The organism is Mycobacterium sp. WMMD1722 (assembly GCF_049315205.1).
Classification (GTDB): Bacteria; Actinomycetota; Actinomycetes; order Mycobacteriales; family Mycobacteriaceae; genus Mycobacterium.
The window spans coordinates 4196034-4209963 of record NZ_CP186056.1; the positions used below are offsets into that span (position 1 = coordinate 4196034).

The 13930-nt window shown below is 69.0% G+C and carries 14 protein-coding genes; 10 read left to right on the forward strand and 4 right to left on the reverse strand.

Annotated elements, in window-relative coordinates; translation table 11 throughout:
* Nucleotides 1–171 precede the first annotated feature (171 nt).
* From ACN27E_RS20120 to ACN27E_RS20165, 10 genes are all read left to right on the forward strand, one after another.
* On the forward strand, nt 172–582 hold the full coding sequence (locus ACN27E_RS20120; RefSeq protein ID WP_422744110.1) for a hypothetical protein: 411 nt from the start codon (nt 172–174) through the stop codon (nt 580–582).
* A 135-nt stretch (nt 583–717) separates the two neighbouring features.
* Nucleotides 718–2187 carry a catalase gene (locus ACN27E_RS20125; protein WP_422744111.1) on the forward strand — a complete coding sequence of 490 codons (1470 nt, stop codon included), beginning with the start codon at nt 718–720 and terminating at the stop codon, nt 2185–2187.
* Between the two features lie 49 nt (nt 2188–2236).
* Nucleotides 2237–2665 (forward strand): organic hydroperoxide resistance protein, encoded by a 429-nt coding sequence (locus tag ACN27E_RS20130; RefSeq protein ID WP_422744112.1) that lies wholly within the window; start codon nt 2237–2239, stop codon nt 2663–2665.
* 5 nt (nt 2666–2670) lie between these two features.
* The gene (locus ACN27E_RS20135) at nt 2671–3309 is read left to right on the forward strand and encodes a sensor domain-containing protein (protein WP_422744113.1); all 639 of its coding nucleotides are present in this window, start codon (nt 2671–2673) and stop codon (nt 3307–3309) included.
* 140 nt (nt 3310–3449) lie between these two features.
* A complete protein-coding gene (gene egtA / locus ACN27E_RS20140) occupies nt 3450–4715 on the forward strand; it encodes an ergothioneine biosynthesis glutamate--cysteine ligase EgtA (protein ID WP_422750003.1) in 1266 nt (421 codons plus the stop codon).
* A complete protein-coding gene (gene egtB, locus ACN27E_RS20145; protein WP_422744115.1) occupies nt 4712–6007 on the forward strand; it encodes an ergothioneine biosynthesis protein EgtB in 1296 nt (431 codons plus the stop codon). Before egtA ends, egtB begins: the two co-directional genes overlap by 4 nt.
* Nucleotides 6007–6705, forward strand: a complete 699-nt coding sequence (gene egtC, locus ACN27E_RS20150; RefSeq protein WP_422744117.1) for an ergothioneine biosynthesis protein EgtC — start codon at nt 6007–6009, stop codon at nt 6703–6705. The genes egtB and egtC overlap by 1 nt, the downstream gene beginning before the upstream one ends.
* Nucleotides 6702–7667 (forward strand): L-histidine N(alpha)-methyltransferase, encoded by a 966-nt coding sequence (gene egtD, locus ACN27E_RS20155; RefSeq protein ID WP_422744119.1) that lies wholly within the window; start codon nt 6702–6704, stop codon nt 7665–7667. The genes egtC and egtD overlap by 4 nt, the downstream gene beginning before the upstream one ends.
* Nucleotides 7664–8794, forward strand: coding sequence for an ergothioneine biosynthesis PLP-dependent enzyme EgtE (egtE, locus tag ACN27E_RS20160; RefSeq protein ID WP_422744121.1), 1131 nt, complete (start codon nt 7664–7666; stop codon nt 8792–8794). The genes egtD and egtE overlap by 4 nt, the downstream gene beginning before the upstream one ends.
* 45 nt (nt 8795–8839) lie before the next feature.
* The gene (locus ACN27E_RS20165) at nt 8840–10237 is read left to right on the forward strand and encodes a cation:dicarboxylate symporter family transporter (protein WP_422744122.1); all 1398 of its coding nucleotides are present in this window, start codon (nt 8840–8842) and stop codon (nt 10235–10237) included.
* Here the strand turns inward: ACN27E_RS20165 and ACN27E_RS20170 are convergent.
* From ACN27E_RS20170 to ACN27E_RS20185, 4 genes are read right to left on the reverse strand one after another with little or no spacing between them, the layout of a single operon-like run.
* The gene (locus ACN27E_RS20170; RefSeq protein ID WP_422744124.1) at nt 10232–10915 is read right to left on the reverse strand and encodes a lysostaphin resistance A-like protein; all 684 of its coding nucleotides are present in this window, start codon (nt 10913–10915) and stop codon (nt 10232–10234) included. The genes ACN27E_RS20165 and ACN27E_RS20170 overlap by 6 nt on opposite strands.
* Nucleotides 10912–11697 (reverse strand): MerR family transcriptional regulator, encoded by a 786-nt coding sequence (locus tag ACN27E_RS20175; protein WP_422744126.1) that lies wholly within the window; start codon nt 11695–11697, stop codon nt 10912–10914. The genes ACN27E_RS20170 and ACN27E_RS20175 overlap by 4 nt, the downstream gene beginning before the upstream one ends.
* A 49-nt stretch (nt 11698–11746) precedes the next feature.
* Nucleotides 11747–12424 (reverse strand): class I SAM-dependent methyltransferase, encoded by a 678-nt coding sequence (locus ACN27E_RS20180; RefSeq protein ID WP_422744127.1) that lies wholly within the window; start codon nt 12422–12424, stop codon nt 11747–11749.
* A 9-nt stretch (nt 12425–12433) separates the two neighbouring features.
* Nucleotides 12434–13924 carry a glutamate--cysteine ligase gene (locus ACN27E_RS20185; RefSeq protein WP_422744128.1) on the reverse strand — a complete coding sequence of 497 codons (1491 nt, stop codon included), beginning with the start codon at nt 13922–13924 and terminating at the stop codon, nt 12434–12436.
* Nucleotides 13925–13930 lie beyond the last annotated feature (6 nt).

Sequence of the window (13930 nt, forward strand, 5' to 3'; positions counted from 1 at the left end):
GGGACGTTCTTGTCGCTCTCCAAAAGAATGCGACACGACACTGAGGAACGGCCATCACTTACATGAGAATCGTCCAATAAGAAGAAGCTGAGTGAATACGTCGAGACATCTCACAGCTCATCCACAGCGCACACCGAACGGGCACATCACCACCGCCGCCATGATCGGACCATGACCGAAACGCCCCAGACGCCGCCCCCGACGACCCCACCCGACGAGCCGCAGACCGGCCCGATCATCGCCCCGGCGGCCCACCCGAACTACCCGCAGGCGCAACCGGCGGTGGTCGCCCAGCAGCGCCGTCCCAGCCGTCTCAATATCGTCGCCGCCTGGGTCGGCATCGTGGCCGGTGTGGTGTTCGTCGTCGCCGTCATCTTCGGCACCGGCTACCTGCTCGGCGCCAACTCCGGCGGCCATCGCGGCGGCGGGGGGCCTGGCCCGGGACCGATGATGATCCACCGGGACGGCCCGCCGCCGCCGATGCTGTTCCCGATGGGCCCGCGTGCGCAGTTCGAATTCCCCGGTGGCCCGAACGGACCCGCCGGCCCAGCTCCGGGACCCGGAGCGCAACCGCCGCGCTGACCCGCCGGCGCGCCGGTCACCGGGAACATCGGATTCGCGGGTCCAAGATCAGCTTTTCGGGTAGACACGGGATCGTGCGCGCGACACGTGCGTGTGCGGCTCAGCCCCGACGGCCGCTCGATCCGAGGAGTGCGAATGACTTCGACCAACGACGCCTTCACCACCAATGACGCCGGCAACCCGGTGCCCAGCGACGAACACTCGCTGTCCGTCGGCCCCGACGGCCCGCTGCTGCTGCAGGACCACTACCTCATCGAGCAGATGGCCAACTTCAACCGCGAACGGATCCCGGAGCGCCAGCCGCACGCCAAAGGCGGCGGCGCCTTCGGGGAGTTCGAGGTCACCCACGACGTCAGCCGGTACACCCGGGCGGCGTTCCTGCAGCCCGGCGTGAAGACCGAGATGGTGGCCCGGTTCTCCACGGTGGCCGGCGAGCGCGGCAGCCCGGACACCTGGCGTGACCCCCGTGGTTTCGCACTGAAGTTCTACACCTCCGAAGGCAACTTCGACATGGTGGGCAACAACACCCCGGTGTTCTTCCTGCGCGACCCGATGAAGTTCCAGAACTTCATCCGCAGTCAGAAGCGCATGCAGGCCACCAACTTGCGGGACCATCACATGCAGTGGGATTTCTGGACGCTGGTCCCGGAATCGGCGCACCAGGTGACCTGGCTGATGGGCGACCGCGGTATCCCCAAGACGTGGCGGAACATGAACGGCTACTCCAGCCACACCTACAGCTGGCTCAACGCCGACGGCGAGCTGTTCTGGGTGAAGTACCACTTCAAGACCGATCAGGGCATCGACTTCCTCACCCAGGAGGACGCCGATCGGCTGGCCGGGGAAGACGGTGACTACCACCAGCGGGATCTGTTCAGCTCGATCGAGAACGGCGACTACCCGAGCTGGTCGCTCAAGGTGCAGATCATGCCGTTCGAGGATGCGAAGACCTACCGCATCAATCCGTTCGATCTGACGAAGGTGTGGCCGCACCAGGACTATCCGTTGCACGACGTCGGCAGGATGACGCTGAACCGCAATGTCGTCGACTACCACGCCCAGATCGAACAGGCGGCATTCGAGCCGAACAACATCGTGCCCGGCACCGGCCTCTCACCGGACAAGATGCTGCTCGCCCGCGGCTTCTCCTACGCCGACGCCCACCGGCACCGGCTCGGGGTGAACTACAAGCAGATCCCGGTCAACGAGCCGAAGGTCGAGGTGAACAGTTACTCCAAGGACGGCGCCATGCGCATCCGCAACGTGACCGACCCGGTGTACGTGCCGAATTCGATGGGCGGACCGCACGCCGATCCGAGGCGCGCCGCCGAGGTGCACTGGGCCTCCGACGGCGACATGGTGCGCGCGGCGTATTCGTTGCGCGCCGAGGACGACGATTGGAGTCAGGCCGGTGCGCTGGTCCGCGAGGTGATGGATGATGCGCAGCGGGAGCGCCTGACGCACAACATCATCGGGCATGTGTCCGACGGTGTGAAGGAGCCCGTGCTGAGTCGGGTGTTCGAGTACTGGCGCAACGTGGATGCCGATCTGGGTAAGAAGGTCGAGGAGGGAGTGCGCGCAGGGCAGGGCGGCGACGGCAGCTGAGCACCGGGGCGTCTTGCCGACTCACGCCGGGCTGGCATGATCGGAACACGTGAGCATCGAAGTCAAGTACACCGCAGAGTCCACCGCCAGCGGCGGTGGCCGCAACGGCCACGTCAAGTCCAGTGACGACAAGATCGACCTCGACACCCGTCCGCCGAAGGAACTGGGCGGCAGTGGCGAGGGCGTGAACCCCGAGCTGCTGTTCTCGGCCGGCTACGCCGCGTGCTTCCTGGGCGCCCTGCGACTGCAGGCCAAGAACAACGACATCCAGATCGACGAGGCCAGCGCCATCACCGCGCAGGTCGGCTTCGGCCCGGACTCCGAGGGCGGCTTCGGCATCACGGCGCACCTGGTGGGCTACCTGCCTGGCCTCGAGCAGTCGGTCGCCGACGACCTGATGGACAAGGCCCACGCCTTCTGTCCGTACTCCAAGGCCACCCGCGGCAACATCGAGGTCAAGCTGTCGGCCAAGGTCTGATCGTCATGCGAGTCATGGTGGGCGTCGCCGCGGCCGGCATTGCGCTGGCCGTGGCGGCGCCCGCCCACGGCCGTCCGTCCGATCCCGGCGTCGTCAATTACGCGGTGCTCGGCAAAGGTTCGGTCGGCAACATCGTCGGCGCACCCATGGGCTGGGAATCGGTGTTCACCCAACCCGTGCAGACGTTTCGGGTCGACAACCCGGCCTGCAACAACTGGGCCGACATCGGCCTGCCCGAGGTCTACGACGACCCTGATCTGGCGTCGTTCAACGGCGCGGTCGCGCAGGGGTCGGCGACCGACGCCACCCGGCTGGTCAAGCAGGCCGTGGGCGTCTTCGCCACATCCGAGGCCGCCGACCGCGCGTTCCACCGGGTGACCGACCGCACCGGCGGGTGCTCGGGGCAGACCACGGCGATGCACTTCGACAACTTCACCACCCAGGTGTGGACGTTCACCGGCGGCCCGGCCACCGCCACCGACGCCGACTGGGTCAAGCAGGAGGCCGGCACCGACCGGCGCTGTTTCACCACCACCCGATTGCGGGAGAACGTTCTGCTGCAGGCGAAAGTGTGTCAACCCGGCAACGGTGCACCGGCGGTCAACGTGCTGGCCGGCGCGATGCAGAACACGCTCGGGCAATGATCGCAGCGGTCGGCGACAGGGCCCTGTCACCAAGCCGTCACGCATAAAACCCGCGACATTGTCGGTGCCCCTGGCGAAGATGGGAACGAAGCGGTCAAGCGATCGCCGCGATGGCGCGAGAAGAGGTGGTCGACGTGACCATGCCGGTCAGGTCCGAGTCGGGCCCCGACGCGAACGCCCCGTTCGGTTCCGCAGCGGAGGCCGCCGAATACGTCAGCTCGAACGCCTTCACGCCCAGCGCCACCGGGCCCGTCGGGCTGGAGATCGAGGCGCACTGTCATGACGTCGCCGACCCGTTGCGCCGCCCCGGCTGGGATGAGCTGACGGCGATCATCGCGGAGGTGCCCCCGCTCGCCGGCGGCAGCCGGATCACCGTGGAACCCGGCGGCGCGGTCGAACTGTCCGGTCCGCCCGGGGCCGATCTGGGCGCCGCGATCGAGGCGATGAGGGCCGACCGGGTCACCCTGCGCACCGCGTTCGCGCGGCGGGGGCTGGGCCTGGTGCTGCTGGGTGCCGACCCGCTGCGCCGTCCCCGCCGGGTCAACCCCGGTGCGCGATACCTCGCGATGGAACGCTTCTTCTCGGCCAGCGGCACCGGGGCCGCCGGTGCTTTCATGATGACCGCGACCGCGTCGATCCAGCTGAACCTCGAGGCCGGACCGCGCAACGCCTGGGCCCGGCGGGTGCGGCTGGCGCATGCGCTCGGCCCGACGATGATCGCCGTCACCGCCAACTCGCCGATGCTGGGCGGGCGCTTCTCGGGGTGGTGCAGCAGCCGCCAGTGGATCTGGGCCGAACTCGACGAGGCGCGCTCGGGGCCCGTTCTCGGCGCCGACGGGGAAGACCCGGCCAGTGAGTGGGCCCGGTACGCGCTGCGCGCCCCGGTCATGCTGGTACCGGGGCCCGACCCGGTGCCGGTGACCAACTGGGTGCCGTTCGCCGACTGGGCGGACGGCCGTGCGGTGCTGGGCGGCCGGCGTCCCAACCGGGCCGATCTCGACTACCATCTGACCACGTTGTTCCCGCCGGTGCGGCCGCGCGGATTCCTGGAGATCCGGTATCTGGACGCGGTTCCCGAATCCCTGTGGCCGGCGGTCGCCCACACGCTGGTCACCCTGCTCGACGATCCGGTGGCCGCCGATATCGCCGCCGAGGCCACCGAACCGGTCGCCACCGCATGGGACCGCGCGGCGCGGGTGGGTCTGCGGGACCGGCATCTGCACACCGCGGCACTGCGCTGCGTCGGGGCCGCTGCCGAACGTGCGCCGGCGGCGCTGACGGAATCCATGCAGGGCTTGCTGCGTTCGGTCGAACAGGCGCGTTGTCCGGCCGACGACTTCGCCGACCGCGCGGTCGAATACGGAGTCGGCTCAGCGCTACGCCAACTCGCGAAAGGTGATTCTTGAATTCACGCCGGGTTACCAGGGAGGCGTTGGCCGCCGAACTGACCAGAGCACGCGACCGCACACTGGCGCTCGTGGCATTCGACGATACGGAATTGCGACGCCAGTACGACCCCTTGATGAGCCCGCTGCTCTGGGATCTGGCGCACATCGGATGGCAGGAGGAGCTGTGGCTGCTGCGGGCCGCCAACCCCGCCCGGCCCGGCCTGCTCAGCCCGGACGTGGAACGCCTCTACGACGCCTTCGAGAATCCGCGCGCCAGCCGGGTCGCGCTGCCGCTGCTGCCGCCAGACGATGCACGCACCTATTGCGCGACCGTGCGGGGGAAGGTCTTCGACCGGCTCGACGCGCTGCCCGAGGACGCCGCCGACTTCGAGTTCGTGCTCGCGGTCAGCCATGAGAACCAGCACAACGAGACGATGCTGCAGGCGCTGAACCTGCGCAGCGGGACCGCGCTGCTGGGCGCGGGACACCCGCTGCCCGCCGGTCGTCCCGATGTGGCGGGCAGCTCCGTGCTGGTGCCGGGCGGGCCGTTCGTCCTCGGCGTCGACGCGGCGAGCGAACCGCACTCCCTGGATAACGAGCGCTGCGCACACACCGTCGACATCCCCGCGTTCCGCATCGGCCGGGTGCCGGTCACCAACGGCGAATGGCAGCAGTTCATCGCCGACGGCGGCTACCACCAGCCGCGCTGGTGGTCAGAGCGGGGCTGGGAGCACCGGCAGCGGGCCGACCTGACCGCACCGCAATTCTGGAATGCCGACGGCACCAGGACCCGGTTCGGGCACGTCGAACAGATCCCGGTCGACGAACCCGTACAACACGTGACTTTCTTCGAAGCGCAGGCGTACGCGGCGTGGGCCGGGGCCCGGTTACCGACCGAGATCGAATGGGAGAAGGCGTGCGCGTGGGATCCCGAGGTGGGCCGCCGTCGCCGGTATCCCTGGGGGTCGGCCGAGCCCGCCGCGCACCTGGCCAATCTCGGCGGTGACGCCCTGCGCCCGGCGCCGGTCGGCGCCTATCCGGCGGGGGCGTCGGCCTACGGCGCCGAACAGATGATGGGTGACGTGTGGGAGTGGACCACCTCACCCCTGCGGCCGTGGCCCGGCTTCACGCCGATGCTCTACGAGCAGTATTCCGAACCGTTCTTCGACGGGGACTATAAGGTGCTGCGCGGCGGGTCCTGGGCTGTCGCGTCGAGCATTCTGCGGCCCAGCTTCCGTAACTGGGACCATCCGATCCGCCGGCAGATCTTCGCCGGAGTCCGGCTGGCCTGGTCGGTGGAGGGTCCCTGATGTGCCGCCACGTGGGCTGGCTGGGCGCAGCGCGCTCGGTGGCGTCGCTGATGCTCGAACCACCCAACGCGCTACTCGTGCAGTCCTATTCGCCGCGGCGACAGAAGCACGGACTGATGAACGCCGACGGGTGGGGCGCGGGGTTCTTCTCGCCCGGCGGTGGGCCACCGCACCGGTGGCGCAGCGCCGCCCCGCTGTGGGGCGACGCGTCGTTCGCGTCGGTGGCGCCGGCCCTGCGCAGCACCTGCATCGTGGGCGCCGTCCGCTCGGCCAGCGTCGGCATGCCGATCGAACCGAGCGCGTCGGCGCCCTTCACCGACGGCACCTGGCTGCTGTCGCACAACGGTCTGGTCGACCGCGCGGTACTCCCGCTGTCCGCTCAGGCCGAATCGACGTGTGACAGCGCGCTTCTGGCCGCGCACATCTTCGACCGCGGTATGCACCGGCTCGGTGACACCGTGGCCGAGGTCGGCACCGCCGACCCGCGCGCCCGGCTGAACATCCTGGCTGCCGACGGGGCCGAACTGGTCGCGACCACGTGGGGGGACACGCTGTCGGTGCTGCAGACCGCCGACGGTGTGGTGCTGGCCAGCGAACCCTTCGACGACGATCCCGCGTGGCGGGAGATCCCGGATCGCCACCTGGTCCGCTCCGATGGCGTGCATGTCGAGCTGACCCCTCTGAGAGGAACGGTATGACCTTCAGCCTGGCCACCTATCTGGCGGCCGACTCTGCGGCCCAGGCGCTGCGGCGCGACGTGCGCGAGGGTCTGGTGGGCACACCGAAATCATTGCCGCCCAAGTGGTTCTACGATTCGGTCGGCAGCGACCTGTTCGACCGGATCACCCGGCTACCCGAGTACTACCCGACGCGGGCGGAGGCGCAGATCCTCGGTGAGCGATCCGGCGAGATTGCGGCCGCGTCGCAGGCCGACACCCTGGTCGAGCTGGGCAGCGGTACGTCGGAGAAGACCCGCACGCTGCTTGCCTCGCTCGCCGACGGTGGTCGGCTGCGCCGGTTCATCCCGTTCGACGTCGATCCGAGCGTGCTGCGCAGCGCGGGCGCCGCATTGGAGCAGGAGTATCCGGATCTCGACATCGCCGCGGTATGCGGTGACTTCGAGGAGCACCTCGGCAAGATCCCGCGCGAGGGCCGGCGGTTGATCGTCTTCCTCGGATCGACGATCGGCAATCTCACCCCCGGTCCGCGCGCCGAGTTCCTCACCACCCTGGCCGACACCATGTCGCCCGGGGACACGCTGCTGCTGGGCACCGATCTGGTCAAGCATCCCGAACGGCTGGTTCGCGCCTACGACGACAGCGCCGGCGTCACCGCGCGGTTCAACCGCAACGTGCTGGCCGTGGTGAACCGGGAATTGGCGGCCGACTTCGACGTCGAGGCATTCGAGCACGTGGCTCGCTGGAACGCCGACCAGCGGCGGATCGAGATGTGGCTGCGCGCCCAGGGTGCGCAGCGGGTGCGCATCGATGCACTCGACCTGACCGTCGAGTTCGCGGCCGGTGAGGAGATGCTGACCGAGGTGTCGTGCAAGTTCCGGCCCGACGACGTCACGGCCGAACTGTCCGCTGCCGGATTGCGGCGCACCCACTGGTGGACCGATGCGGCGGGCGATTTCGGCCTGTCGCTGGCGCAGAAGTGACCGAGGAACCACCCGGACAGCGGTGGCGGGCCGCCCGGCCGGCGGTGGCCGGCATCCATCTGGACAGCGGCGCCTGCTCTCGGCAGAGCCTCACCGCGATCGACGCCGCCGCCCAGCATGCTCGCCACGAAGCGGAGGTGGGCGGCTACGTCGCTCTCGAGGCGGCCGCACCGGTGCTGGCCGCCGGACGGGCGGCGGTGGGCGCGCTGACCGGCTTCGAGGCGGACCACGTGGTGTTCACCACCGGCGCGACCCACGCCTTGAATCTGGTGCTGAGCAGCTGGACCGGTGCGCGGACGGTGGCGTGCCTGCCCGGGGAGTACGGGCCGAATCTCGCCGTGCTGTCGGCCAACGGGTTTCGGGTGGCACCGCTGCCGGTCGACGGAGCCGGGCGGCTGCAGGTGGACGCCGCGGCGACGGCGTTGGCCGCCGACCGGCCCGCGCTGGTCCACCTGACCGCGCTGGGCAGCCACCGGGGCACCGCCCAGCCGCTGGCCGCGTTCGCGCAGGTGTGCCGCGACCTCGGGTTGCCGCTGGTGGTCGACGCCGCGCAGGCTTTGGGCCACCTCGACTGCGCGGTCGGAGCGGACGTCGTCTACTCCTCGTCCCGTAAGTGGCTGGCCGGCCCACGGGGGGTCGGCGTGCTCGCGATCCGGCCCGGCCTCGCGCAACGGCTCGCCCCGGCGTTCCCACCCGCCGATCCGGGCACCACGGTCTGGGAGCGGCTCGAGCACGGCGAGGCGAACGCCGCAGCGCGGGTGGGGTTCTCGGTGGCTGTCGGTGAGCATCTGGCGGCGGGTGACGCGACGATCCGCCGGCGGCTCGCCGAGGTCGGGCGCGCGACTCGCACGGCGCTGGCGGCGGTTCCGGGCTGGCGGGTGGTCGAGGCGGTCGACGAGCCGACGGCGATCACGACGCTGGAACCCGCCGGTGACACCGACCCGCACAGCGTGCGGTCTTGGCTGATCGGTGAGCGCGGCATCGTCACCACCGCCTGCGACAGCCGGCGGGCTCCGGGCGAACTGCGTCGCCCGGTGCTGCGACTGTCGCCGCATGTCGACGTCACCGCCGACGAACTCGACCTGACCGCCGACGCGCTGGCGGATGCGATCACACGTGTGAGCTGACGCACTTTCGGCTATCCCCTGGCTCTACCGACGAGGGAGCCCGAGATGACGCAGGCCGAGACCGACGCCGAACCGCCCGGCGAGGGGGAACCCAAGGCGAAGAAGAAGGACCGTACCCACTGGCTGTACATCCTCGTCATCGTGGGTGTGGTCGGCGGCGTCGTGGTGGGTCTGGTCGCGCCGGAGACCGGCGACGGACTCGGTGTGCTCGGGACGATGTTCGTCAACCTCATCAAGATGATGATCGCGCCGGTCATCTTCTGCACGATCGTGCTGGGCATCGGCTCGGTCCGCAAGGCCGCCTCGGTGGGCAAGGTCGGGGGTCTGGCGCTGGTCTACTTCCTCGGCATGTCGACCATTGCGCTGGCCATCGGTCTGGTCGTCGGCAACATCGTCGCGCCGGGAACCGGGCTGAATCTGCAGGGCGATCCGGCTGCCGGTAAGGAACTCGCCGCCGAAGCGGCCGGGGAGGGCGGTGCCGTCGACTTCTTCCAGAACATCATCCCCAACTCGCTGTTCTCCTCGCTGACCGACGGGAACGTGCTGCAGGCGCTGTTCGTCGCGCTCCTGGTCGGCTTCGCCATCCAGGCGATGGGCGGTGCCGGCGAACCGCTGCTGCGCGGCGTCGCGCTGCTGCAGAAGCTGGTGTTCCGGATCCTGGCCGGCATCCTGTGGCTGGCGCCGATCGGCGCATTCGGGGCGATCGCGAAAGTGGTGGGCGACACCGGGTTCGACGCCGTCATCCAGATGGGCGTGCTGATGCTCGCGTTCTACGCGACCTGCCTGATCTTCGTGTTCGGCATCCTCGGCACCCTGCTCTACGTCGTCGCACGGGTCTCGGTGTTCAAACTGGTGCGCTATCTGGCGCGGGAGTACCTGCTGATCGTCGCGACCTCCTCCTCGGAGTCGGCGCTGCCCCGGCTGATCGCCAAACTCGAACACGCCGGTGTCGAGCGCACCACGGTGGGAATCGTGGTGCCGACCGGATATTCGTTCAACCTGGACGGTACGGCGATCTATCTGACCATGGCGTCGCTGTTCATCGCCGACGCGATGGGCGACCCGCTGTCGGTCGGCGAGCAACTGTCGCTGCTGGCGTTCATGATCGTGGCGTCCAAGGGTGCCGCGGGGGTCACCGGTGCCGGGTTGGCCACGTTGGCGGCCGGCCTGCAGAGCCACCGCCCCGAACTGCTCGACGGTATCGGCCTGATCGTGGGTATCGACAAGTTCATGTCCGAGGCGCGTGCGCTGACGAACTTCTCCGGTAACGCGATCGCCACCCTGCTCATCGGGTCGTGGACCCAGTCGATCGACAACAAGCGCGTGCACGAGGTGCTCGACGGCGACCGGCCGTTCGACGAGCAGACCATGGTCGACGACGATCACGGGCCGCGCAGTCAGGAGCCGCAGCCCGCCGAAACCACCCAGCCCACCACGTCATAGGCCCAGCGCCTGCAGGGCCAAGGAGGACGAGTTGTAGGCGGTGTGAACGATCATGCTCGGCCAGATCGACCCGGTACGCCAATACAGGTACGTGCTGCCGAGCGACATGATGAGCGCCGAGAAGAACACCACATTCGGCCCGTGAGCGAGCGCGAAGATCAGACTGGTGCCGACGATCATCACCCAGGGTCCCCAGCGGCGCAGGAAGCTCGCGACCACGCCGCGGAACAGCAGTTCCTCACCGATCGGTTCGATGACGCCACCCAGCAGCATGACGCCGAGAAACGACGACAGGCCAGCGCGCGCTGCCGCCTGGTAGTCGGCCTGCGTGTCGTCGCCGGGGAACAGGGGTGTGAGCACGAAAATCGACAGCAGCGATGCCAGACCCATGCCGACCAGTCCCACTCCGACCGCGATGAGCAGCCAGCCGGGGCGCACCCGTCGGAATCCGAATGCGCTGATCGGGATCCGCCGCACGAGGAAAGCGGCGAGCAGGGCCGATGCCGGGACGACGGCCGACAGCGCGAACTGCATCAGCCCGGACATCGCCGGCGAGAGTTCGAGCAGGTACACACCGAGACCGCCGGCGACGTAGAGCACCGCGGCGGTGCTGGCGGCGGCGCCGAGCTCGGGCCAACCGACGCTCCGATGGTCGCGTGGGGCAGTAGTGGTGGTCATGCCCCCAGTGAAGAGCCTGCCCCTGGGGCACGGTCAATTCCAGGACCCGGTCGGGATCCCTCGCCACCGGGGTCGGGGCGGGCCACCAGCGAGTGGGCCACCGCGAGAGCTCGGAGTTGTCCGCGGTTGAACACCTCGGCGACGGTGCGGACAAGCGCCTCTCGGGCGAGGTCGCCGTCGGGCCGGGCGCTGTCCACGGGCTGCGCGGTCCAGGGGAAGCGTTCGCGGTGTGCGGTCATGGACACCGCGAGAAGGGCAGCGACACGGTCGACGGCGGCGTCGTCGGATTCGTCGGTCAGCGCGTCGAAGGGCTCGCTCGCGTCGTCGGGCTCCGACATCAGCTCCCTGATGTCGGCGAGGGCTCCGTCGTCGAGCACCCGCGAGAAGACCGTCAGCAGCCCGCGGTAGTCCTCGGACAGGCCCTGCGCCACCGATTCGAACGGCGACGGTGTGTCGAGGGGTACGCGGTGCTCCCGAATCAAGGCGAGCTGTGCCCGCACCCGGAGCAACCGGGCGATGGTCGCCTCGAGTTCGGCATCGAGCACTTCGAACGCCGTATCCGGGGCAGCGGTGCTCGTGGCCATCGCGCGGATCTGCGCCAGCGGGATGCCACGCTCGCTCATCTGCTTGACCTGCAGAAGCCGAACCAGATGAGCCGGACCGTATTGCTTGTATCCGTTCGACATTCGTTCGGGCTCGTCGAGCAGCCGGAGGCGGTGATAGTGCCGAACCGTCTTCACCGTGGCCCCGGCCAGCTCCGCGAGTTGTCGGGTGCTCCACACCACGTGTCCGGACTTTCCTTGATGGTGTGCCGGGCGGGAGCCGAACGGCTCAGCCGGCCTTGTGTGCGCTGAGGAGAAACGCCTTCATCATGATCCGCCCCTCGTCGTCGAAGTCCGGCGACGGCATCCCAGCCGGCGCGTCGGGCATCGGCATCGGGTTGGCGTGGATGAACGCCGGGCGGATCTCGTCGACCTCCCAGTGCCGCGAAACCGCTTCGCGCAGTTCGTCTTCGGTGACTTCGTTCGGTTTGGTCTCCAGTGCCGCGGGGAAGGCGCCCGCGGCGAACACCAGGGCGAAATACGACGCGCCGGGAGCGGCCGCCCGATGGATCGAACGTAGGTACCCCTCGCGGCCCTCCACCGGCAGCGAATGGAACAGCGTGCTGTCGATGACGGTGCTGAAGCGGCCGTCGTATCCGGTGAACGAGGTGATGTCGGCCTGGGCGAAGCTCGCGGTGGCCAGCCCGCGTTCCTGAGCCGCGCGGTCGGCGGCGGCCACCGCGGTGGGGCTCAGATCCAGTCCGACGACGGTGTAGCCGTCGGCGGCGAGCGTCAACGACAGTTCGGCGTGTCCGCACCCGGCGTCCAGAACGTCGCTGCGGAACCGGCCCTCGCGATGCAGGGCCGCGAGCTCGGGCTGCGGTTCACCGATGTTCCACGGCGGCGGGCCCTCGAAGTCCCCTTCGCCCCGGTAGGCGCCATCCCAATCCAGATGTTGCATGGCCATGCCTCCAACCTACGCGGGGCCGTCCCACGTGTGCACAGGCTCGTTGCTGTGCATGCGCTGGCAGTACAGCCGCAGCATCTCGGCCAACGCCGCCGGCCGGGACAGGCCCCGTTGCTGCAGCGCCTGCACCGTCGAGACCTGCCAGGTGGCGCCGTTGCGGCCGGTCTTCGCCCGCCCCTCGATCACCCCGAGATAGCGTTCCCGGACCTCGGTGGCCACCCCCCAGCGGCGCAGTCCCTCGTCGGCCAGTGGCAGTAGCTGGCGCAATACCAGTTCGTCGGGGGTTACCTCGCCCAAGCCCGGCCAGTACAGCCGGGCATCCATCCCGTGCTGGGCCGCCTGCAGGAAATTGTGCTCGGCCGCGGAGAAGCTCAGCTTCGTCCACACCGGCCGGTCCTCCTCGGACAGGGTCCGCAGCACGCCGTAGTAGAAGGCGGAGTTGGCCAGCATGTCGAGCACCGTCGGCCCGGCCGGCAGCACCCGGTTCTCCACCCGTAGATGCGGTTTGTCCACCCCGTTGATCGAGACGACGTCATAGACCGGCCGGTTCCAGCGGTAGATCGTGCCGTTGTGCAGGCGCAGCTCGGACAGTTTCGGGGTTCGGCCCGCCGCGAGCTCCTCGACCGGGTCCTCGTCGGACAATTCGGGCAGCAGCGACGGGAAGTACCGGACGTTCTCCTCGAACAGGTCGAAGATCGACGTGATCCACCGTTCGCCGAACCAGACGCGCGGCCGCACCCCCTGGGTTTTCAGCTCGTCGGGCCGGGTGTCGGTGGCCTGAGCGAACAGTTCGATGCGCGTCTCGGCCCACAGCTGGTGGCCGAAGAAGTACGGCGAATTCGCGCCGAGCGCGAGCTGCGGACCGGCGATCACCTGGGCGGCGTTCCAGTTCCGGGCGAAATCGGCGGGGGACACCTGCAAATGCAATTGCATACTCGTACAAGCCGATTCGGGTGCGATGGTGGCCGCTTGCAGGCTGAGGCGTTCGGGTCCGGCGATGTCGATGAGGATGTCCTCGCCGCGGGCGGTGAAGATCGAGTCGTTGAGCGCCTGGTAGCGGATCGATTCGCTCATCCAGTCCGCCTCCAGGTGCTCCTGCATCAGCGTCGGCAGGATGCCGACCATCACGATGTGGGCACCGTTGGAGGTCGCCTTCTCCTCGGCGGCGTTCAGGCTGGCCCGCACGTCGGACTCCAGCTCGAGGGCAGCGCGGCCGGGTAGCGGACGCGGCGGCACGTTGAACTCGATGTTGTAGGCGCCCAGCTCGGTCTGATAAGCCGGATCGGCGATCGAGGCGAGCACCTCGGTGTTGGTCATCGCCGGCTGGTAATCCGAGTCGACGAGGTTGCACTCGATCTCCATACCGGTCAACGGCCGTTCGAACTCGAAACTCGACCGCGCCAGCATCGTCTCGAACACGTCGAGGCACAACTGGACCTTGCGCCGGTATTCGCGCCGATGCGCACGGCTGAACTCGGTCTGCGTCAGTTCCTCGCCCACGCGTCT